General features: G+C 55.5%; 17 protein-coding genes and 3 tRNA genes. 7 read left to right on the top strand and 13 right to left on the bottom strand.

Annotated elements, in window-relative coordinates; all coding sequences use genetic code 11:
• Nucleotides 1-9: 9 nt before the first annotated feature.
• The 4 genes from ACFL9S_RS21595 to ACFL9S_RS21580 form a co-directional block, all read right to left on the bottom strand.
• Complete coding sequence (locus ACFL9S_RS21595) at nt 10-171, bottom strand: DUF1328 domain-containing protein (protein WP_405263972.1); 162 nt, start codon at nt 169-171, stop codon at nt 10-12.
• Between the two features lie 130 nt (nt 172-301).
• Nucleotides 302-916 (bottom strand): molecular chaperone OsmY, encoded by a 615-nt coding sequence (gene osmY / locus ACFL9S_RS21590; protein ID WP_405263918.1) that lies wholly within the window; start codon nt 914-916, stop codon nt 302-304.
• A gap of 279 nt (nt 917-1,195) precedes the next feature.
• Nucleotides 1,196-2,785 carry a peptide chain release factor 3 gene (gene prfC, locus ACFL9S_RS21585; RefSeq protein WP_405263917.1) on the bottom strand — a complete coding sequence of 530 codons (1,590 nt, stop codon included), beginning with the start codon at nt 2,783-2,785 and terminating at the stop codon, nt 1,196-1,198.
• Between the two features lie 167 nt (nt 2,786-2,952).
• Nucleotides 2,953-3,600 (bottom strand): DNA-3-methyladenine glycosylase I, encoded by a 648-nt coding sequence (locus tag ACFL9S_RS21580; protein WP_405263916.1) that lies wholly within the window; start codon nt 3,598-3,600, stop codon nt 2,953-2,955.
• Nucleotides 3,601-3,744: 144 nt separating this feature from the next.
• Here ACFL9S_RS21580 and yghU point away from each other — a divergent pair, with 144 nt between their 5' ends.
• The gene (gene yghU, locus ACFL9S_RS21575) at nt 3,745-4,596 is read left to right on the top strand and encodes a glutathione-dependent disulfide-bond oxidoreductase (protein ID WP_405263915.1); all 852 of its coding nucleotides are present in this window, start codon (nt 3,745-3,747) and stop codon (nt 4,594-4,596) included.
• Between the two features lie 72 nt (nt 4,597-4,668).
• Here yghU and yjjG read toward each other — a convergent pair whose 3' ends face one another.
• Genes yjjG through ACFL9S_RS21560 form a run of 3 tightly spaced genes read right to left on the bottom strand, consistent with a single transcriptional unit; the run spans nt 4,669 to nt 6,184 of the window.
• Complete coding sequence (gene yjjG, locus ACFL9S_RS21570) at nt 4,669-5,346, bottom strand: pyrimidine 5'-nucleotidase (protein WP_405263914.1); 678 nt, start codon at nt 5,344-5,346, stop codon at nt 4,669-4,671.
• A gap of 15 nt (nt 5,347-5,361) precedes the next feature.
• The gene (rimI, locus tag ACFL9S_RS21565; protein WP_405263913.1) at nt 5,362-5,802 is read right to left on the bottom strand and encodes a ribosomal protein S18-alanine N-acetyltransferase; all 441 of its coding nucleotides are present in this window, start codon (nt 5,800-5,802) and stop codon (nt 5,362-5,364) included.
• Nucleotides 5,765-6,184 (bottom strand): DNA polymerase III subunit psi, encoded by a 420-nt coding sequence (locus ACFL9S_RS21560; protein ID WP_405263912.1) that lies wholly within the window; start codon nt 6,182-6,184, stop codon nt 5,765-5,767. Before ACFL9S_RS21560 ends, rimI begins: the two co-directional genes overlap by 38 nt.
• A gap of 107 nt (nt 6,185-6,291) precedes the next feature.
• Here ACFL9S_RS21560 and rsmC point away from each other — a divergent pair, with 107 nt between their 5' ends.
• The 4 genes from rsmC to ACFL9S_RS21540 all read left to right on the top strand — a co-directional run bounded on the left by rsmC (nt 6,292) and on the right by ACFL9S_RS21540 (nt 7,862).
• A complete protein-coding gene (gene rsmC, locus ACFL9S_RS21555) occupies nt 6,292-7,320 on the top strand; it encodes a 16S rRNA (guanine(1207)-N(2))-methyltransferase RsmC (protein WP_405263911.1) in 1,029 nt (342 codons plus the stop codon).
• A gap of 214 nt (nt 7,321-7,534) precedes the next feature.
• A tRNA-Leu gene (locus tag ACFL9S_RS21550) sits at nt 7,535-7,621 on the top strand.
• Nucleotides 7,622-7,654: 33 nt separating this feature from the next.
• A tRNA-Leu gene (locus ACFL9S_RS21545) sits at nt 7,655-7,741 on the top strand.
• Between the two features lie 34 nt (nt 7,742-7,775).
• A tRNA-Leu gene (locus tag ACFL9S_RS21540) sits at nt 7,776-7,862 on the top strand.
• 119 nt (nt 7,863-7,981) lie between these two features.
• Here the strand turns inward: ACFL9S_RS21540 and ACFL9S_RS21535 are convergent.
• Complete coding sequence (locus ACFL9S_RS21535) at nt 7,982-8,218, bottom strand: DUF1435 domain-containing protein (RefSeq protein WP_405263910.1); 237 nt, start codon at nt 8,216-8,218, stop codon at nt 7,982-7,984.
• A 249-nt stretch (nt 8,219-8,467) separates the two neighbouring features.
• Here ACFL9S_RS21535 and ACFL9S_RS21530 point away from each other — a divergent pair, with 249 nt between their 5' ends.
• Both ACFL9S_RS21530 and ACFL9S_RS21525 read left to right on the top strand, forming a co-directional pair.
• The gene (locus tag ACFL9S_RS21530) at nt 8,468-9,565 is read left to right on the top strand and encodes a GGDEF domain-containing protein (protein ID WP_405263971.1); all 1,098 of its coding nucleotides are present in this window, start codon (nt 8,468-8,470) and stop codon (nt 9,563-9,565) included.
• A gap of 222 nt (nt 9,566-9,787) precedes the next feature.
• A complete protein-coding gene (locus ACFL9S_RS21525; protein WP_405263909.1) occupies nt 9,788-10,258 on the top strand; it encodes a YbaK/EbsC family protein in 471 nt (156 codons plus the stop codon).
• A gap of 27 nt (nt 10,259-10,285) precedes the next feature.
• Here the strand turns inward: ACFL9S_RS21525 and ACFL9S_RS21520 are convergent, their stop codons facing one another.
• From ACFL9S_RS21520 to ACFL9S_RS21500, 5 genes are all read right to left on the bottom strand, one after another.
• A complete protein-coding gene (locus ACFL9S_RS21520) occupies nt 10,286-11,491 on the bottom strand; it encodes an MFS transporter (protein WP_405263908.1) in 1,206 nt (401 codons plus the stop codon).
• A 168-nt stretch (nt 11,492-11,659) separates the two neighbouring features.
• Nucleotides 11,660-12,094, bottom strand: coding sequence for a VOC family protein (locus ACFL9S_RS21515; RefSeq protein ID WP_405263907.1), 435 nt, complete (start codon nt 12,092-12,094; stop codon nt 11,660-11,662).
• Nucleotides 12,095-12,337: 243 nt separating this feature from the next.
• Complete coding sequence (locus ACFL9S_RS21510) at nt 12,338-12,904, bottom strand: hypothetical protein (protein ID WP_405263906.1); 567 nt, start codon at nt 12,902-12,904, stop codon at nt 12,338-12,340.
• A 17-nt stretch (nt 12,905-12,921) separates the two neighbouring features.
• Nucleotides 12,922-13,284, bottom strand: coding sequence for a DUF596 domain-containing protein (locus ACFL9S_RS21505; protein WP_405263905.1), 363 nt, complete (start codon nt 13,282-13,284; stop codon nt 12,922-12,924).
• Nucleotides 13,281-20,855 carry a hemagglutinin repeat-containing protein gene (locus ACFL9S_RS21500; protein ID WP_405263904.1) on the bottom strand — a complete coding sequence of 2,525 codons (7,575 nt, stop codon included), beginning with the start codon at nt 20,853-20,855 and terminating at the stop codon, nt 13,281-13,283. The genes ACFL9S_RS21505 and ACFL9S_RS21500 overlap by 4 nt, the downstream gene beginning before the upstream one ends.
• Nucleotides 20,856-20,870 lie beyond the last annotated feature (15 nt).

The following is a 20,870-nucleotide window of genomic DNA, read 5'->3' as shown; positions in this document are numbered from 1 at the left end:
GGCAAAGGACTAAAATTTTTTACGTCCGGTAAAGAGGCTGACAAGGAAAATCACAATACCGACGAAAAACACAATCTTAGCCGCACCAGTAGCCGCACCAACTAAATTACCAAAGCCCAGGACTGCGGCAATCAGCGCAATGATCAGAAAAATAATACCCCATCGAAACATATGTCTCTCCTTACCAGTAGTGAAATCGAACTCATTTTTATCATTCACGTCTCCTGCCAGGCAGGATGGAATGTTTGTTCTTTGCAGGTGAATCTACTAACGGCCCCGGAAAACCAGGGCCGCTGGTTCATTACGATTTAACAGTCAAATCGTTTTTAACGCTCTTAACACCTTCAATCGCTTTGGCAATGCGTTCAGCCCGTTCAGACTGAGCCTGGGTTTTCACCACACCGGAAAGCTGTACGACACCATTGGTGGTTTCCACTTTCACATTGCGCGACGGAACGATGTCATCTGCTAATAGTTTAGCTTTAATTTCGCTGGTCGTTGCTGCGTCACCGGCATAACCGCTAACTGTCTGTTTTGTGCTGTCTTTTACGTGCAGTTTGTCGCTAACGGATTTCACGCCTTCCACTTTCTTCGCAGCGGCAACGGCCAGTTCAGCCTGCTCCTGCGAGGTCACGAAACCGTTTAACGTCACCACACCACTGTGCGTTTCAACGGAGATATCGGTACTTTTAATCGCATCGTTATCCACCAGCGCGGCTTTTACCTTGGCGGTAACGCCGCTGTCATCCATGTACCCACCGACTTTTTTCATAGAACTATCGATTTTCGAACCCGCGCTATCCGCAGTAGCCTCTGTTTTATTCATCAAAGTACCTTCTGCCAGAGCAGAACCACTTACCAGAGCAGAACCTACCACTAACGCCATCAGGGTTTTTGTCATCTTAGTCTTCATCATCGATTCGATCCTTTTGTCTTTTAGCACTCACAACGGTGAGCTTTTCAGTCACAAACGGCGTGACTGTAGTTGTCGGCAATTCGTGCTTTTGCCATTGAACGTTGCAGCCATCGCGCCGCGTATTTTTTCGTCCTGTAGACATGAATGTAGTCGGTAATGAGGACTTCACCGGGGATGATGGTTGATTTGATGGATAAAGCAGCAAAAAAGAGAGGTTTTAGGAGGAGTCTGTAACTTGTTATGCTGGGCGGACCGGGAAAAAGGTCCGCCCAGGCGGGATTAATGCTCGCGGGTTTTGCGGAACACCACGTCAGGATAACGTTCCTGGGTAATATTCAGGTTCACCATGGTCGGTGCGATATAAGTGAGGTTGTCACCGCCATCAAGCGCCAGGTTGACCTCATTCTTACGCTGGAATTCATCGAACTTCTTCGCATCACTGCACTCCACCCAGCGGGCGGTAGAGACGTTGATCGCTTCGTAGATCGCTTCCACGTTGTATTCGCTTTTCAGACGCGAAACCACCACATCGAACTGCAGCACACCCACCGCACCCACGATCAGATCGTTGTTGTGTACCGGGCGGAACACCTGCACGGCGCCCTCTTCTGACAGCTGTACCAGCCCTTTCAGCAGCTGTTTCTGCTTCAGCGGGTCGCGCAGACGAATACGGCGGAACAGTTCCGGGGCGAAGTTCGGAATACCGGTGAACTTCATGTTCTCACCCTGGGTAAAGGTGTCACCAATCTGGATGGTGCCGTGGTTATGCAGACCGATAATATCGCCCGGATACGCTTCTTCAACGTGCGAACGGTCACCGGCCATAAAGGTCAGCGCATCGGCAATCACCACATCTTTCCCGGTACGAACCTGACGCAGTTTCATGCCTTTTTCATATTTACCGGACACCACGCGCATAAAGGCCACGCGGTCACGGTGTTTCGGGTCCATGTTGGCCTGGATCTTAAACACAAAGCCGGTAAATTTCTCGTCGGTGGCGGTTACAGTGCGCACATCGGTGTTGCGCGGCATCGGTGATGGCGCCCACTCCACCAGCCCATCCAGCATATGGTCAACGCCGAAGTTACCCAGCGCCGTACCAAAGAATACCGGGCTGAGTTTACCCGCAAGGAAAGCATCGCGGTCGAACTCATGGGAAGCGCCCTGCACCAGCTCCAGCTCATCGCGCAGCTGCGCCGCCAGGTCTTCACCAATCGCCGCGTCAAGTTCCGGGTTATCCAGCCCTTTGACGATGCGCACTTCCTGAATGGTATGACCCTTACCGCTCTGATAGAGGTAGACTTCATTTTTGTACAGGTGGTAAACGCCCTTGAACAGTTTGCCGCAGCCGATGGGCCAGGTGATCGGCGCACAGGCGATTTTCAGCTCGCTCTCAACTTCGTCCATCACTTCCATCGGGTCGCGGATGTCACGGTCAAGTTTGTTCATAAACGTCAGGATTGGCGTATCGCGCAGACGCGTGACTTCCATCAGCTTACGGGTACGATCTTCAACGCCTTTCGCGGTGTCAATCACCATCAGACAGCAGTCAACCGCCGTCAGCGTACGATAGGTATCTTCGGAGAAGTCTTCGTGCCCTGGGGTATCCAGCAGGTTGACCAGGCTACCACGGTAAGGGAACTGCATCACCGAGGTGGTGATCGAGATCCCACGCTGTTTTTCCATCTCCATCCAGTCAGATTTTGCATGCTGGTTAGAGCCACGGCCTTTTACCGTACCGGCGGTCTGAATAGCCTGTCCGAACAGCAGCACTTTTTCAGTGATGGTGGTTTTACCCGCATCCGGGTGAGAAATGATGGCAAAAGTGCGGCGACGAGCCACCTCTTGCATAAACGGTGCATTTGACATGAAGCTTCTTCTGGTTTGGCGCTGTGCCAGTGCACGGCAGAGCGCGTGCGACGGTTTTCACAGCCGATTAATCAATAATGGTCGGCATTTTCGCCTATCCCGGCGTCATACACAATGACTGACCGGCGCTTATTCAACCGAAAGCGTGCCCGCTGGCTCAGCGTCCTTCAGCGTGGCCGATGCAATGCCGCCCGTTCGGCTTCGCACGCGGCCCGGCAGCAGCAGCCCTCAAGGTGATCGTTCACCAGCCCCAGCGCCTGCATCAGCGAGTATGTGGTCACCGGTCCCACCCACGTCCAGCCACGTTTTTTCAGGGCTTTCGACATCGCGATCGCTTCAGGTGAGGTGTTTTGCGTTTGCCAGTAATGCAGGTCAATGCGCTGTGGGCGATCGGCGGCTGTCGGTTCAAACTGCCAGAACCAGGCTGCCAGTGACCCGGCTTCGGTCACCAGTTTCTCTGCACAGCGGGCGTTGTTAATCGCGGAGAGGATCTTGGCGCGGTTGCGAACAATACTTTTATCGGCCATCAGTCGCGTCACATCCTGCTCGTCATACTGCGCCACGCGAGAGAAATCGAAGCCATCGAACGCACGGCGAAAGTTTTCGCGCTTGTGATAAATCATCTGCCACGACATGCCGGAGTGAAAACTCTCCAGACAGACTTTTTCAAACAGCAGGCGGTCGCTCACCACTGGCCTGCCCCACTCGTTGTCGTGATAGTCAGGCATTGCCGCCTGCCAGGCACAACAGCGCCGTCCATCCGGGGTGGTGATCAGCCCATCCAGCTCAGAATGCACGTTGTCGGATGTCGCCATTCTCCCTCACCTTTTGATAAAAAGTGCTCGTTGAGGATAAACCTGCGGTGACAGAGAATGCTATATGTGAGTCGCATTAACCTGCATGGTCCATACTTTCAGACCATCGCGATCCCGTTACCATGAGAAAGGACCATTACGGCTATGAGTAATAACGACTATCAGCCAGCAAAAGTCTGGAGCGAAAATAAAGGTCTGGGTGGCACCTGGGGCAGCATCAACCGTCCGACCGCTGGCGCACGTTCTGAAGCCAGCCTGCCCGTCGGGAAACACCCGTTGCAGCTCTACTCTATGGGCACGCCGAACGGCCAGAAAGTGACGATCCTGCTGGAAGAGTTGCTGGCGCTGAACGTGCAGGGCGCGGAGTATGACGCGCATCTGATCCGCATCGGTGAGAGTGAGCAGTTCACCTCGGGTTTTGTTGCGGTTAACCCGAATTCGAAAATCCCAGCGCTGCTCGATACCACCACGGTTCCGGGCACCCGCGTGTTTGAATCCGGTGCGATCCTGCTGTATCTGGCGGAGAAATTCGGGCATTTCCTGCCGAAGGAGGTAGCGGGACGTACCGAAGTGCTGAACTGGTTATTCTGGCTACAGGGCGCGGCGCCTTATCTGGGTGGCGGCTTCGGGCATTTCTACCACTATGCCCCGGTCAAAATTGAATACGCCATTGACCGCTTCACCATGGAGGCCAAGCGTCAGCTCGATCTGCTGGATAAGCAACTGGCGCAGCATCGCTACATTGCCGGAGACGAATACAGCATTGCTGATATCGCCATCTGGCCGTGGTATGGCGCGCTGGTGCAGGGTTTGATGTATGAAGCCGCCGAGTTTATTGATGCGGCCTCCTACAAAAACCTGGTGCGCTGGACCACCGAAGTAGCACAGCGCCCGGCCGTCAAACGCGGCCGCATCGTTAACCGCACCTGGGGCGCGCCGGAAGAGCAGTTGCCTGAACGTCACGACGCGTCAGATTTCGAGAAGCTGGGGCTGTAAAATAAACGGGCCGATCGAAAAAAATGATCGGCACCTACGTGTAGGCGCGGACCTTCTTTTCCGGTCCGCCCGTTAAACTAATTTATCCTGAAGTTCCTTCAGCGACGTCACCTGCCAGGTCGGGTTGATCCCTTCTGGTTGGGCGCGGCCGTCGGCATTCAGCCAGCAGGTCGCCAGGCCTGCATTAATCCCGCCCAGAATATCTGAATCCGGGTTATCCCCCACCATCAGCACCCGCTCACGCGGCGGATTGCCCATCTGGGTGAGCGCATAGTCAAAAATCGCCGGATGCGGTTTGGCATATCCCACCTGCTCAGAAATCACCAGCAGATCGAACACGCCCAGGAAGCCGGTACGTTCCAGACGCGCCTGTTGTAACGCGGTAAAACCATTGGTGATAATGCCCATTTTCACCCGGCCCTTCAGCGCATTCAGCAGGTCGACAGCACCGGCCAGCGGCGTACAAATCTCGGCCATTGCGCTCAAAAAGCCACTGTTCAGCTCCTGAGCGTTAACATCCAGCTTTGCGGCCCAGCTCTCGAAACGCTGATGCTGTAACTGCAAGGCGCTGATCGCCCCATTCTGGTAATCCACCCACAGCGGCTTATTAATCGCCTGATAATCATCGTAATCGGCACGGTTAAACTGCACATCGTACTGCTGAAACAGACGCTGCAAACCGGCAAACGCATCGAAGTGAAATAACGTCTCGTCTGCGTCGAATAAAATCCAGTCCCAGTCTTTTAGCATCGGTCAGGTTCCCAGTTAAATAGTTAAAGCCATCATGATGGCGTCTTCTTTACCGTCTACCGTCGGATAATAGTTGCGGCGTATCGAGACTTCATTGAAATCCAGCTGCTCGTAAAGCGCAATAGCCGCCGTGTTAGACGCGCGCACTTCCAGCCACAGCGTCAGCACGCCGCGCTGTTCCAGCTCACTAATCAGATGCTGTAACAGCTGGCGGCCAAGGCCACGGCGCTGAAACGCCGGATCAACCGCCAGGTTAAACAGCGTGGCTTCATCCAGCACCACCTGCGTGATGGCAAACGCGGCCAGCACGCCGTCCACCGCCAGCCGGAAGTTCAGGTAACGCTCGCCCTGATTGCTGGAGAAGGTTTTTTCAGACCAGGGAAAAGCGTGGCTGCGCTGCTCAATGGCAAACGCCTGTTCAAGATCGTTCGTGGTGAGTAAAGAAATCTGATTCATGTTGGCAAATCTGCAGCCAGAGCGCCCGTTTGGCGTCGGCATTGTGATAAAGCTCCGCCAGCAAGGGCGAAGCCAGTTGAGTTCCGGCAAGGGGCACCGGGGCATCGAGTCCTAAACGCCAGCTGTTACAGCGGGCGTTATCGGGCAGCATCATCAGCTGGTCAGGGGTGAATATCTGCACCTGCGGCTCGTGCAGGTTCAGTGCGCGCAGCACGTCCATCACTAACGGATCGTTCAGCGCTGGGGGCGTTTCTGCCACAATCACCAGGCGGGTCTCTGCGGGCAAGGTCACCGCAATTTCCCCCTGCAAGGCACGCGGACGCCGCAGCGTATACTGCGTTATGCCCATTTGCTGTAATAACCAGTCACGTCTGGAAGACATCTTTTTTTCCTGTCTGGTCGCCTGATTGCGTCGCCATGCTAGCAAATTCGTCGAAACTGCGCCAACAAACGACTATAATCGCCGCTCTGATTTATAAGGAGCCATCGATGTCCGCATTTACCCCGGCCAGTGAAGTGATACTGCGCCATAGTGATGAGTTTACTGAACGCCGCGTGCTGTTTGCTGGTGACCTGCAGGATGACCTGCCCGCCCAGCTGGAAACGGCGCTGAGCCGGGTGCATACCCAGCAATACCATCACTGGCAGATCCTCAGCCGTGCCCTGGGGGAAAACGCCCATTATGGCCTGGTTGCCACCGGTGAGGTGACCGCCGACTGCGATACCCTGGTCTATTACTGGCCGAAGAACAAACCTGAAGCACAGTTCCAGTTGCAGAACCTGCTGTCGCTACTGCCTGTGGGCTGCGATATTTTCGTCATCGGTGAAAACCGCAGCGGCGTGCGCAGTGCAGAACAGATGCTGGAAGGCTGGGCAACAGTGACGAAGATCGACAGCGCCCGCCGCTGTGGTCTCTATCATGGCCGCCTGAATAAGCAACCCACCTTCGACGTTGACAGCTTCTGGGATGAATACCCGCTCGGCGATCTCACCATTAAAACGCTACCGGGCGTGTTCAGCCGCGATGCGCTGGATATTGGCAGCCAGCTGCTGCTCTCCACGCTTAAGCCGCACACCAAAGGCAAAGTGCTGGATATGGGCTGCGGCGCGGGCGTGATTGCTGCCCTGCTCGCCAGCCACTCGCCGAAAGTGCGCCTGACGCTGACCGACGTAAATGCGGCGGCGATTGAAGCCAGTAAAGCCACGCTGGCGGCGAACCAGCTGGAAGGTGAAGTGTTCGCCAGTAATGTCTACTCCGACATCCCGGGCCGCTTTGACATGATCCTCTCCAACCCACCGTTCCATGACGGCGTGCAGACCAGTCTGGATGCTGCACAGACGCTGATCCGCGGGGCGATCACTCACCTCAACACCGGTGGTGAGCTTAGGATCGTGGCAAACGCCTTCCTGCCTTACCCGCAGGTGCTGGACGAAACCTTCGGCAGCCACGAAGTGCTGTTGCAGAACGGGCGCTTCAAGGTTTACCGCGCCGTGAAAAGCCGTCCTCCGAAGAAATAACCCTCCGTGGCGTGCCGGATGATAGCAACGGGCGAGGCGTGCCTCGCCCCTACGATATCAGCCAGGGATCCGTAGGGGTCAGGCATGCCTGACCCACTTTCGTTGGTTTTCCAGGCTATTGTTTCAACAATAAGAAATAACTGTTGACGTACCTCGTAAAATCTCTAGAATGCGCCTCCGTGGTTGCGATATAACGTTGTTATGTTGCGGGTATGCGAAGGTGGCGGAATTGGTAGACGCGCTAGCTTCAGGTGTTAGTGTCTTAACGGACGTGAGGGTTCAAGTCCCTCTCTTCGCACCAAAAACCACGTTGTTCATATTACGCAGCATCTGCGCGAAGGTGGCGGAATTGGTAGACGCGCTAGCTTCAGGTGTTAGTGTCTTAACGGACGTGAGGGTTCAAGTCCCTCTCTTCGCACCAAATGCGGTGATATGAATAGATAGTTCAACAGGACGCGAAGGTGGCGGAATTGGTAGACGCGCTAGCTTCAGGTGTTAGTGTCTTAACGGACGTGAGGGTTCAAGTCCCTCTCTTCGCACCATGTTGAATCCCTCTGCAGTGACTCCCATGATATCGCCTTCATTCCCAACACAATAGAACACCTTCTGACGCCAAAAACACTCCCAGCTATTCGTTTATCAGCCCGAATTATCCTCATTTTCAGATCGTCGTAAAATTCACCGAAATCGCCGCCAGACCGCCAGCCAGTGCGATGCAGGAAGGCAGCAGCATATAGTGACGCAGACGCTTGTGAAACAGCATCACCACGGTTGCCAGAAACGCCACCACCATCAGCATACGCCACTCACTGAATGACAGCTCCATCAGCGCCACCAGCGGCATCATTGCGCAGGGAATCAGTACCCCCCACCCACTGTCCAGTCTTTTACCGATCATCGCGCTAACCCCACATAATGTTAAATGATAATGATTACCAATAGCATATGATAGTTTTTATCACTTTGCAGCAACATTGTTGAAACTTTGCCCCTGCGGATGACAGCCCCAGGATTAAGTGGTAAATTGGCAGCGATCACTATTCAGAAAAATCTAATAATAACGGCTCCAAACTATTCCAATTACGAGATATCATTCACGTCCGCGTGCCAGCACTTTGATATTTCAGGGCAGTCACGAGTAACTACAATGAAATTACAAAGCTACGATGAATTGCTTCACAGCAAGCATCGGCTATCGCTGATGCTATTTCTTTTTTTAAACACAGCTACCGCCATCTTTTGTCTGTTTAATGTTAATAGCCTTGCCGCTCCAATGGCCACGGTGCCATCTGCAGCCATCATAATATTGAGCATTACGTTACTCATATGGATGGTTTTAAAACCTTTAGGTCAATTTCCACTATTAAATATTGCCGCACTGCTGACAGGATTACTTTGGGCGTGGCAAATTGTATCGAAGTTTCACCAGAGCTTTTATTTTGATGGCAGCTATCTGCTGGTCGCTCTGGTCAGCGTATTCTTTATCAGTGCGATTGCGCTGGGCGATCACCTGTTCGCCTTCTGCCTGCATACCCTTCCGGCGTCGGTGACGGTGCTGGTGCTGGATCACGGCCAAAATACATTGGTTATCCTTTTTACCATCTTCCTGCCGTTGTTTGGTTTCACCCTGCACCACCTGATGCAGCGGCGGCGCGATATCTTTACCCGGCGCCTTGTCAGCCAGCTGTATCAAGAGAAAGAGACCTACAGTGACCTGAGCATGCTGGACCCGCTCACCGGACTGTATAACCGACGCGGACTGAAGAATCGTCTGGAGAATATTCTCGATAATCATGCCGGTAGCCACTTCGTCCTGCTGCTGGATATTGATCATTTCAAAGCTTATAACGACAACTATGGCCATGCGATGGGCGACCAGGCACTGGCACGCGTTTCGGTGGCTATCCGCGATGCCGTTCGGTCGCGCGATATCGTCACGCGCTACGGCGGTGAGGAGTTCCTGGTATTATTGACGAATGTTAATGAGTCGATTGCCATGAAGCTGGCAGAGCGTATTCGCCAGTATGTACTGGACCTGGAAATTCCTCATCGTTTTAATGATCGTGTGGCGACGCATGTCACCATTAGCGCCGGGATCGCCCCTCTGGTTGAAGATGACTTTGACAATGCTCTGGCCAATGCTGACCGCGCGTTATATCTGGCAAAAAACCAGGGCCGTAATACCATTCTCTCTCATATGGATATGGTAAAAAAACCGCTTAACCAGCCCGCCGATGTTGTTTAAAAAATGAAAACGGCCTTTTTTCGGGCCAATTCATTTTAAAAACTTAACCTTTTTTTTAATACAAACGCCCGCAAACCAGCCTTGAATTAAGGTATTGTCGCGAATTAAGTTTTTTAATGATTAATATCTTAGTTTATTCTCTCAGGGCGAATAGCTGATTTTCCGTTTTACAGACCGCTGACAATATGGCAATTTTATCTGCTTAAAAAGCAGGAGATAAGCATGAGTCTGGAGTCAGTACGGCAGTTTTTTGCCGATCGCGCACCCGAAATTGACATCATTGAACTGTCAGAAAGCACCGCCACCGTCGCCCTCGCCGCTGCCGCCCATCGGGTTGAACCGGGGCAGATTGCGAAAACCCTGTCACTCAAAGTGAAAGACCGCGTGGTATTGATTGTGACCCGTGGCGACGCCCGGCTGGATAACCGCAAACTCAAAGAAGCGCTGGGTGCCAAAGCCCGGATGCTGAACACCGATGAAGTGGTGAGCTGGACCGGACACCCGGTGGGCGGCGTCTGCCCGTTTGGTCTGGAAAATCCGCTGACGGTGTATTGCGATATCTCGCTCAGGGAATATCAGGAAGTCCTGCCCGCCGCAGGCGCTATCCACAGTGCAGTGCGTATCGCACCGGAATATATGGCACAGCTGACCGATGCCAAATGGGTGGATGTCTGCCAGCCCCCCGCTCTGTAAGTGCCAGGGGCAGGGATTGCCTTGCCCCTAAGCGCTGTCGGAAATCTTAACCCCGCGCGTTTCGCGGCCAAACGCCACAATCAGGCAGATCAACACCGCCACCGTTCCGGCAACAATGGCCATTGCCATCCCATAGTGATTACCGTTAGCCACGGCAATCTTCGATTGCAGCGTGGCATTGACCGACGCCACCAGATTACCCAATTGATAAACAAATCCTGGCAACACCGCGCGTGCGCTGGCTGGCACCAGTTCGGTTAACCAACCCGGCACCACACCCCACGCGCCCTGCACCATAAACTGCATCAGAAATGCGCCGATACCCACCATCCAGGAACCGCTGGAGAATGCCCACAATGGCAGCACAGGCAGCGCAAGGAAGGCCGCGATCATAATCGCTTTCTTACGGCCAATTTTCTCCGACAGTGAACCAAAGAAGATGCCACCGAGGATCGCCGCAATATTGTAGAAGATGGCAATAATGCTGACCGTGTGGGGATCAAAACCGTGCTGCACTTTCAGGTAGGTCGGGTAGAGATCCTGCGTGCCGTGGCTGAAAAAATTAAAGCAGGCCATCAGCAACACCAGATAAATGCACAGCTTCCAGTGACTTTTCAGCACCGGCAGCAACGCCACCGTCTCTTTACGCTCACGGGCAGCCAGCCACACCGGCGACTCCGGCACCTTAAAATAGATAAACGGCAGCAGCAGAATCGGCAGTGCGCCAATCAAAAACATGCCGCGCCAGCCCACCAGGCCGTAGCACAATCCAAAGACGATCGATGCCAGCAAGTACCCGCAGGGATAACCCGCCTGAAACACGCCGGACATCAGCCCACGAGAACGATCGGGAATGGTTTCCATCGCCAGCGATGATGCCACACCCCATACGCCGCCCATCGCCACGCCATAAACCACGCGGAATACCAGAAACCACGTCAGCGAGGGTGACCAGGCGGAGAGCAGTTCAAAGACCGTGAACGCAATGATATTGAGCATCAGGATCGGCCGGCGACCATACTTTTCCGCCAGACGGCCGAACAGTAGCGCCCCCACAGGCCGCACGGCCAGCGTCAGCATAATCGCCAGTGACACTTCGGTAATACTGACATGAAAGTTCGCCGCAATATCGCTGAGCACAAAGACCAGAATAAAGAAGTCAAATGCATCCAGCGTCCAGCTGCTAAAACTGGCGAACGCCACGTTGCGCTGGGTGGAAGTCCAGTTAAACATAGGAGGGAGTCCTGTCTTAAAGGTAAACAAGTTATGTTAATAATTTGTTTATAACATGTAAGCAGGACGTAGATTATGGCGCTTTTGTCAGGCTTCTCTTCAGACTGTAAAGGGCGATGTCATTGTGTTAACAGGCTAATAATTAGCCTGTTAATTAACATTTATCCACTATATGTCGCGGGCTATCATCGCCTGAAGCCCGACCTGCTGGCCGTATGACAGCTCCAGCGTATTGCCATCCGGATCCGCAAAGAACGCCCAGTATCCCACAGGAGAGGGGGAGGCAACCGGGGCTTTACGCAGGACCCCTTCTTCCTGAGCCATCACCACTTTAAGGTCAATCTCTTCGTGCGTAGCGCAGGCCACACCCAGATGGCCAAAGGGACCAAGTGGCGTATCTCTTCTGACAGCCGTCTGCACCAGCACCAGCGCAAATGGCCGGGAGAGGTCCGAAAGCCAGGCAACCGCTTGTGCTTCTGGCACCCCCGGCTGACGCTGATGTACCACCTGCATACCGGCATAACGCTGGTAGAAATCGATACTCTTTTGTAAGTCCTGCACTTCAAACGCTACATGGGTGAATCCCACATCATTAACGGCCATCGCCCGCTCCTTAGTCAGTCGTCAGAGCGAGTATCATGACGTGTCCGGCGGGCAGCAGGTGATCGTCAGTGCGGGCGGAAAGAGCGAAAGCACGGAAAGTGCTATAGACGGACATTAACCCGTCGTGGACGACCCTCTGTTCCGGTCGTCCTGTGCCGCAGATCTGAACCGGGGTGCAAACCATCAGCACGGGGCGATCGGAAAAGATGATCGCCCCCTACATCGCTCATACAGACAACAGGCTTACTGTTCAGAGACCAGCCGCACCATCTTCTGCCAGCCGCCATCCTGTGGCAGATATTTATTGCCATAAGTGGCGTTAGCAATGGGCTTCAGCACCCAATGGCCGTCCGCGTCTTTGACCAGCTCATTCGGCCAGGCACGGCAGCGATACATCTTCAGATCAACCGCCTGACTCAGCTGATAGTAGTGACCCTTTTCCGGTGTAAAACTGACGATGTTCACGCAACGATTCTTACCGCGATCGTAGCTGTGATACACCGTCGTTTTGCGCCCCGCATACACCGGCGTTTCGAAATAATCACTGGTGTAGGTGGCTTCTTTACCGCTGACCTTCGGCATGCCCTGGTCCTGCGTATTGCGCAGAACCCAGTTACTTTTACGGATCAGCCCGCCGCGCAGTTTGCCGTCCTCCATCTGATACAGGGCACTGCTCTCCGTACTGCCCATAATGCGCAGCCCGGCCACCTCCGCCTCTGCCGGCGGTGGCGTAAAAAACTCCTGCTGTGGCAGCAGGCTACAGCCACTGAGTAACAACACGCTCAGAGGGAATAGTTGTTGATAGTTCATTCACTGACTCCAGGATATCAGGTCCAGACTTCCTGCCCTTCCGGGGTGATCCACACCAGCCCGGCTGGCGCGTTGACCAGAAACCAGAACCCCGTTTCGTCGAGGTCATCCAGCTCATCGTCAGAATCGGGTTGCGGCCATGCATTCTCTAACTGCTGAAGCTGTTCCTGCAGTGTTCCAGACAGAAAGACGCCATCACTGGCTAGCCGGACCTGCCCGGCATTCAGCAACTGCTGCAACAGCCCAAAGAACAGCTCTTTTCTCAGTGCGCTATTGTCGGGAATAGTGCGGCACTCAACCTCAAGATGCTGCCAGAGTGCGCCGAGTGACAATCCTCGCGCACTGGCGATCACAGACTGGTAAAGACTTTCTCTGTTCACTGGAATTTCATCTCCACTTTTTTCCCTTTATTGATCGATGGCGTAATCACATCAATGGTCCATTTCGCCCCGGTCTGTCCGGTGGAATTGGAGAAATCCCTCAGGGTCATGGTACTGCCCGCATTTGCGCCACTGTTGACCTTAACGGAGTACAGAGTGCCTTTACCGGGGATGGTTTTCGCCGCTGGCAACACTTCCGCCCCGGATATCTGCTGGAAATAGGTCTTCACCTCAGCCTCAGAAGCCCCTTTAAAGACCGGTGCGCCGATACTGGTGGTTGGATCAGCCATGAATGTTTTCCCGTTCATCGACAGTGTGAAGTCTTTTGGCATAAGCGAGGCGTCATTATACATCGCCGCGAGATCGCTGATCTTATTTTGCGCCTGCTGCTGGAACACCATTCCGGTGGTTTTGGTGCTGAGATCGGTCGCCGTCTTATTGTTGTCGGCAATACGCTTCAGCGCCGCTGCCTCTTCCATGATATTCGCGTTAGTGGATGTTTTGGTCGATACGGCAGGTGTTTTCATGCTACCCGGCATATATACGCTGGCCAGCGATACCGTAATGGCGTGCAACTGCATTACCGTATCGTAGCGCTCCGCAATCTCGTCCCAGCTTTTCCCCGAATCCCTGGCGATAGCCGTAATGGCCCGGTCACGCGTGACGCTACCGGCATCCACGCCGGACATAATCGCGCTGGCATTAGCCGCATCCTGAGGGTACAGCTCGCTGTAAAGCAGACGTACGCTGACGCTTTCTCCGTAGCTGTCCAGCGCCTGCTGGGCTTTGCTTACCAGTGCAGTACAGGCTGCGCCCCCTTTATTTCCGTTGGTACAGACGTCTTTAATCGCCTGATCGCGGGCTTTATCTACCTTACGGGTGGCACTCAGTTCGTTTGCTTCTGCGGCATTTAACGTCCCCAGACGCTCTTTACGCTCCAGCACGGCCTTGCGTTCTGCTTCTCCGGCGCTGAGATAGTTATGCTCCATCGCATTCTTACCTGCATCATAGCCTTCTGAAGCCCCCTGACTATCACCGCTGCCCAACGCTCCCGCGAGGCCGGAGGCGATCAGGGCGAGGTTTTTAATCGTGCCTTTCTGCTGATCGCTCAGATCGCTGGTTGCCACGTCTGGATAAAGCGCTTTGTGGATCGTCCTGATCGCCAGCTCACCGCCGCCAGCACCCAGCGCCCCGGCCGCTGCATTCTGTCCGCTCATTTCGGCAACCACACCGCCGAGGATCGCATGCGCAAAGGCATTGGTGGCGATCTCTTCAGCCGTGGGGTTTTTCGGATCGGACAGCGTAAGATCTTTAATCACTCCGGCCATATAAGGCGCTGAAGCCTGTGCCAGCGCTTTACTCGCATCACCGCCAGCCAGCGCAGTAATCGCCGTCGCCGCTGCATTGGCTGCCATTTTGATTTTGCCGTCATCCTTGTAGTCGGCCATCATCTCTTTATAGCTGTCGCTGCCTTTTACCCGATCCCAGTAAACCTTCCGATCCTCTTTTGTGGCATCGGCCCCCGGTGATTCACCCGCGTCTTTAATACCGGCTTCCAGCGCCCAGTATTCGCGTTCAGCAATCGCCGTGCTGACAGTCTGGCTGGCCACCTGGCCAATCAGCTGCACTTTTTGCAAACGCTTCTGCTCTGCGGCCTTGTCAAAGATTGGGCTAAGCGTCTGGTTCGCATGCTCCACGTCACGGCTCAGCGTACTAACGTCCTGCTGCTGCGCATCGCCATTACGCACAATCAGCGTGCCATCCGACACCGCAGAGTAAGTGGTGCTCTCGCCGCTGCCGCTGGAGCGGGAGGCTGACATCGACTTCGGCGCCAGATTATCGCCAAGCTGCTCCGTCACCGTGCGCTTCACCGGCTGCTTATCGGCCGGGAGCGAGTCATCTTTTTTATCTTTGGTGGTGAACTCGGTGGTCAGACCGAGGCTGGCACCCGAGGTGGCATAATCGGCCTGGTTTTGAATATCACTAAAGCCCAGCGTGCCAGTATCCAGACGATTTTTCGCCGCCTCAGCCGTACTGCCGATCACCGCACCGTTGAGCTGGGTGTGATTACCGACCGTGACATCGTAGCCACCGTCTCCGGCGAAGATCCCGCTCTGCTCCTGCACGCTGTCGTAGTTGCTGTTGATCTTCTCATTGCTGATCGACAGGCTACCGCTGGCGGTCATGGAACCGAAGGTGAAGCTCAGACCTCCGCTGATATTCTGATCTTTCGACTTATAGTTATTGCTGTCCTGTTCGCTGGTGATGGTCAGATCGCGCCCGACATCAGCCACAATCCGATCGGCACTGACCTGTGCCCCGGTCAGGGTGGTATCACGCCCACTCAGCAAGGTCACCTTGTTGCCAGCATCCAGGGTGGTTTCGTTATGGGTCAGACCATCGCCATTTTCACTGCCTTTGCCTTTATTACCGTTGGCAAAGATACTGATCCCCCAGCCGCCGGAGCCTACCCCAATACTCGCGCCAACGGCACCGCCGCCGCTGCTTTTGCTGCTGCTGGAAATCTGCGTATTTTCTGCCGACAGCAGGCTGATATCGCGTGATGCTGACAGCAGCATCTCATTGCCTGCCTGCAACTGGCTCCCCTGCACGAGGATATCGCCATCCTGTGTCGTACCCTCGTTTCCGGTGGCGAAGATGTTCAGATCGCGCGATGCCTGGATGGCGCTGCCCGCTGAAGTCATCTGGTCACTCTGGCTTTCACTTTGTGCCTTTTGCATACCCAGAGACAGGCTGATACCGACAAAACTCTGATTGGTCGGATCCTGCAACGCACCGCGTACCGCCTGTGCCGCCTGATAACCGTCCAGCCCCGCTTTCACCTGTTGCAGGCGTGCCACACGGTCATCCGTCTTATCGGTTTCCATCTCAGAGATGGTTTTCGCGGTACTGAGCGCCGAGCCAACCGCACCGGACAGTGCCAGGGTCAGACCGCTGGAACGCGACTCGGTGGTGCTGTGTTTACTGGCGCTGTTCTCGACGGAGGCGATCTCCACATTTTTGCCGATCAGATTGATATCGTTACCAGAGATCACCTCCGATCCTTTGATTTTCAGATCGTTACCGGCAATCAGCGTGGTATCGCCGCTAACCGATCCCAGCTGGCTGCCCTGTGCCGTCAGGCCCGTGGTTTCATCGGTCGACTTGTTAAAGGTTGAACCAACGGTAAAACCAATGCCGCCGCTGCTCATCAGGCCGGATTTGGTTTTCTGCGTCATCGCCCAACCGTCACGGCTCTCCTCTGCGGTATCCACCGTCAGATTGTTGCCCGCTTTAGCGGTCAGGGTGTTTTCAGCCGCCACGTTACTGCCGCTGATGCCGAGGTCGTGCCCGGCCAACAGGGTAATCGCGCTCCCGCCCAGATTACTGGCGGTGGCATTATCTTGCGTAAACCCGGCACGCGTAGTGGTGGTATTGCTGGAGAGGAAGCCCGACCCTTTCACTTTCGAGGCCATATCCAGCGCCGACTGCTCACCGGCGGTGCCAATGGTTATATCGTTGCCTGCGGAGAGGCTCAGACTGTTCGCCGCATTGAGTGTGGCCGCAGCGGCCGCGAGGTTGTTCGCCGCCTGCACCGCTACATCGCCAGCCCCGGTGATCTCACTGCCCACCGCTTTACTGCTGCTCTGGCTCAGGTGGTTGTCTTTATCCCACACCACATTGTCGCTGCCGCCGGAGTTGACCGTCGTCAGATTGACATCGCGCCCGGCAACCACGGTGGTCTGGCTGTTTTCGCCCGCATTCACCACCTTCGCCCCCTGCACATTGACGTCGCGTACTGCCTGTAAGGCCAGCTTGCCGTCATCCTGCTGCACGTACATACCTGCCACGCGCGACACCGTATCGCGGCTGAAGCTGTTGCTGCCGTTGGTGCTTTCCGTATGGGTGGTTTGTGATACCAGGTTGAGATCGCGCCCGGCGCTGGCGACCAGCGAGGTCTGCGCCTGGATCGTACCGCCGTTGTTGGTCAGATCATTGTTCGCCAGCAGCTGAACGTTACCGCCGCTGATGATCCCGCCCACGTTAGTGATGTTCTCGCCGCTGATGCTCAGCAGCTGGGTAGCATTGACGCGGCCGGTATTCAGCATATTGCCGCTGACGCCCACCGCGATATTGCGCCCGGACAGCAGCGCACCGCTGCCATCGATATCGCCCTGCTTCACCTGTGCATAGACCTGCGGCACCAGCACGCTCTGACGGCTGCCGTCGGCCAGCGTGACGTCACGCGCCACCAGCCACACCATATCGCTGGTGATGTTCGCCATCTGGCTGGAGGTCAGCGCCACGCCCGGCACCAGATTAAAGGTTTGCCCGAAAGCGACCCCGGCTTCCATCAGCGCCTTGTACTGATCTTCATCGCTTTGATAGCCCGCCAGATAGCGCTCGCCGGTTAACGTCACCAGCTGTTCGCGCACCAGACGCTGCTCGTAGAAGCCATCGCCCAGACGTTTCTGGGTGATATCAGGATCGGAACGCAGCTGTGACAGCATAAAGTCAGAGCTGAGCCAGTTTTTCTGGTTGGTATAACGCGGATCGGTTTCGATCAGGTAGTTGCTGGAAGAGGACGGCAGCTGATTAAACAGGCTGTTCTCCGGCAGCGTGGTGTCCGGCACCTGAGAGCGGATCACCGTGGAATCGGTGCTGCCCGCAATCTCAATACGCTGACCGCCAGGCAGTGAAGCCAGATCGCCGCTGTTCAGTAACCCCAGGCTGAAACCGCTGAGGGCAGGCGAGCTGCTGTCCACCTGGGTGTTGCCTTTGGCTACGCTCGGCGACAGGGAAATGGACTGGATCTCATCCGGTGGCGTATACGGTGACGCATCGCTTTTCTGTTTATCGTGGCCTTTCTTGTGGATGCGATCCCACTCGATCACCTGCCCCACTTTCTGCACCAGCAGCGTCCCGGCCAGCTCCACGTTGTTCAGATTGGCATTGCTGACCAGCAGATCGCCCCCGGCAATAATGCGGCTCTTATCGTTGAGGGTGCTGTCGGCGTTGATCGCCAGCGTGCCGCCCGCGAGGATCTGCGCCGGATCGCTTTCGGTGATCTGCTCCTGCCAGGTGCTCTGGGTGTAAGCATACTGGTAGTAGTGATCCTGATTACACACCACGCCGCTAATGCAAATATGCTGCACTTCGTCATGATAGAAGCTGATGTCATAATCGCTGGTGCCGTAATGCACGCCGTTATTCAGCCCCACCACCATATATTCTTCTTTTTGCTCGTCCGAGAGATGCACCATCTCAGTGGCAAAGTGATCGTTAATATTGTTCAGGGTGGCGGTATTGATCAGCATATTGCCGTTGGATTCAATCGTCGCGCTGTGGTTGTTGATCGTCGTCGCCCGGCCGCTGGCGGCAGCGTTCTCATCCAGCTGACCGCCAATCGACATATCTCCATCGCTGTAGATCAGGCTGTGGGCGCTGTTGTTCAGCGTACCGACGCCAAGATCCAGGCGCTGACGGGCCGCAATCGTGGCTGCGCTCTCGCCTTCCGCCAGGTTATTCAGCTCACCGGTCTGGATCGCCAGATGATCGCCATAAATACGTCCGCTGCCGATATTGTTCAGCGTTCCGGCACGCAGCACCGTTTCCACACCGTCGATAATGCCACGGTTAGTCAGGCTGCTGCCGACATCCACGTGAGTGATCTGCCCGCTGATATCGCCGCTCTGCTGGTTGTTCAGGCTGGCGGCCGTTACCGCTAACTGCTGACCGGCATTGAGCTGCCCGGCGTTATCCAGCGCGCCCTGCACGTTGAGGTCGAGATTACCGTTCGCCAGCGTGCTGCCTGTATGACTGAAGTCACCGTTAACCGCCAGCTGCATATCCCCGAGGGAGAGCAACTGCCCGTTTCCGTTCACCGACTGGACGCCCGCGTTAAGGTTTTTCCCGGCAATCACCTTGCCGCCCTCATTATTCAGCGATCCTGCCTTCAGCGTTACGCCATCCATTGCGGCAATGCCGCCATTCTGGTTGTTCAGCGCCAGGCCCGCGCTGTCCAGATCCAACTGCTGGCCGACCATCGTTCCGCCAACGTTGTTAATGCCCTCGCTGCGCACCTGCACCTTGCCCGCCGACTCCAGGCGCCCGCCGTTATTGTCGAGCTGTGCGCTGGTCAGGGAGAGATCGCCGCTCAATGCGGAGATCATCCCGCGCTCGTTATTCAGCGCCCCACTTGATGCCAGCGTGACGTCCGATCCCGCGCTGCGGCTGTCGCTCAGGTCGATTTCTGCGGCCTGTACCTTGAGTTTTCCGGCGGCCAGATTCTGCCCGTTGCTCGCCAGTTTTCCGCTGCTGGTAAGCGTCAGATTGCCACTTTTCCCGACGCTGCCATCCACGTTCACACCGCCGCCAAACACCGCGTTTTTGCTGCTTTTCAGCTCTCCGGCGCTGGCATGCGTGTCGCGACTGGCAACAATCAGCCCGTCATTGTTCAACTCACCGCTTACGCTGGCCCGCGTATCGCGCCCGGCATACAGCGTGCCGCTGTTGTTCAGCGCACGGCCGCTGACCTGAATATCGTCGCTGGCGTTGACGGTGCCGCTGTTTTCAATATGCCCGTCAGCGCTGATGGTCACGCTACCGGCCTGCGCACCCAATGTTCCGGCGTTACGCACGCCGACGCCTTTCTCGGTGCCGATCAGCTGAATTTTCCCGGCATACATACCGCCAAGGTTTGCCACATCCAGCGCCAGCGTAGGCTTCACATCACTATCACTGTCCGCATTTTTACTGATGCTGGCACCGTCGGCGCTGACGCGGTTTTTCCCGGTGGTGACTTTCAGATCGTTGGCCCAGATGCCGCTGTTCACTTTCACCGACTGTGCAATCAGGTCGGTGTAGTCCTGGCGGCTGCTGTCCATCCCCGCGCCCTGCACCACAATTTCTCCGCCATTGACCTGATAGCCGGTCAGCTGGCCGTTCTGCATCATCGCTTTACCGGTGGTCAGCGTGGAGCGGTTCGCATTGATAAAACCGCAGCCGTCACAGGTGATCCCGGCGGGGTTCGCGATCACCACCTGGGCTTTTTTACCCGCCACTTCGATGTAGCCATTCAGCTTGCTGGGGTCGCGCGAATTCACCTCGTTGAGGATCACTTTGGCTTCACCGCGTGCCAGATACGGGTTAGCCGATACCCAGCCGCCCTGCTGCGTCTGCGTATTACGGTGGGAGTTATTGAGGATCACGCCCTTTTTATCGACGTCGAACTGGCTGTAAGTATTGCGTGATACGCCACCCGCGCTGGGCGCCTGAATATTCACCTGCGGCGTGCCGTTGGCCGTCTTGCCGATCATCGGTTGCTGGCCGGATGGCGCGCTGCCATCGGCGGCAATCCCTGCCGCCTGCGCCTGTGGTATTAATGCCACCATGCCCAGCGCGCCGAGGGTAAAGAACGCCAGCGGGGTGAGCTGACCAATCAGCTGACTGAGCGTATGCCCTCCGCCGCTGACCGCCGGACCTTTACCCTGACCACGGCCGTTTTCAGCCACCACCATCAACAGGCCACGCGCCTTGTTGAAAATTACGCGATACAGATTCTTATTCACCTGGGTTCATCCCTT

The organism is Erwinia sp. AnSW2-5, assembly GCF_045107195.1.
Taxonomy (GTDB): domain Bacteria; phylum Pseudomonadota; class Gammaproteobacteria; order Enterobacterales; family Enterobacteriaceae; genus Erwinia.
The sequence above is the reverse complement of the archived record's forward strand: the minus strand, read 5'-3'. Positions and strand labels throughout refer to the sequence as shown.

Coding starts and splice junctions, on each gene's coding strand:
- ACFL9S_RS21580 (WP_405263916.1), bottom strand. CDS start 3,600: ATGGCGACATCCGACAACGTGCATTCTGAGCTGGATGGGCTGATCACC.
- rsmC (WP_405263911.1), top strand. CDS start 6,292: ATGTCCGCATTTACCCCGGCCAGTGAAGTGATACTGCGCCATAGTGAT.
- ACFL9S_RS21560 (WP_405263912.1), bottom strand. CDS start 6,184: ATGTCTTCCAGACGTGACTGGTTATTACAGCAAATGGGCATAACGCAG.
- ACFL9S_RS21525 (WP_405263909.1), top strand. CDS start 9,788: ATGAGTCTGGAGTCAGTACGGCAGTTTTTTGCCGATCGCGCACCCGAA.
- ACFL9S_RS21595 (WP_405263972.1), bottom strand. CDS start 171: ATGTTTCGATGGGGTATTATTTTTCTGATCATTGCGCTGATTGCCGCA.
- ACFL9S_RS21530 (WP_405263971.1), top strand. CDS start 8,468: ATGAAATTACAAAGCTACGATGAATTGCTTCACAGCAAGCATCGGCTA.
- ACFL9S_RS21520 (WP_405263908.1), bottom strand. CDS start 11,491: ATGTTTAACTGGACTTCCACCCAGCGCAACGTGGCGTTCGCCAGTTTT.
- ACFL9S_RS21510 (WP_405263906.1), bottom strand. CDS start 12,904: ATGAACTATCAACAACTATTCCCTCTGAGCGTGTTGTTACTCAGTGGC.
- rimI (WP_405263913.1), bottom strand. CDS start 5,802: ATGAATCAGATTTCTTTACTCACCACGAACGATCTTGAACAGGCGTTT.
- ACFL9S_RS21535 (WP_405263910.1), bottom strand. CDS start 8,218: ATGATCGGTAAAAGACTGGACAGTGGGTGGGGGGTACTGATTCCCTGC.
- yjjG (WP_405263914.1), bottom strand. CDS start 5,346: ATGCTAAAAGACTGGGACTGGATTTTATTCGACGCAGACGAGACGTTA.
- ACFL9S_RS21515 (WP_405263907.1), bottom strand. CDS start 12,094: ATGGCCGTTAATGATGTGGGATTCACCCATGTAGCGTTTGAAGTGCAG.
- osmY (WP_405263918.1), bottom strand. CDS start 916: ATGATGAAGACTAAGATGACAAAAACCCTGATGGCGTTAGTGGTAGGT.
- prfC (WP_405263917.1), bottom strand. CDS start 2,785: ATGTCAAATGCACCGTTTATGCAAGAGGTGGCTCGTCGCCGCACTTTT.
- yghU (WP_405263915.1), top strand. CDS start 3,745: ATGAGTAATAACGACTATCAGCCAGCAAAAGTCTGGAGCGAAAATAAA.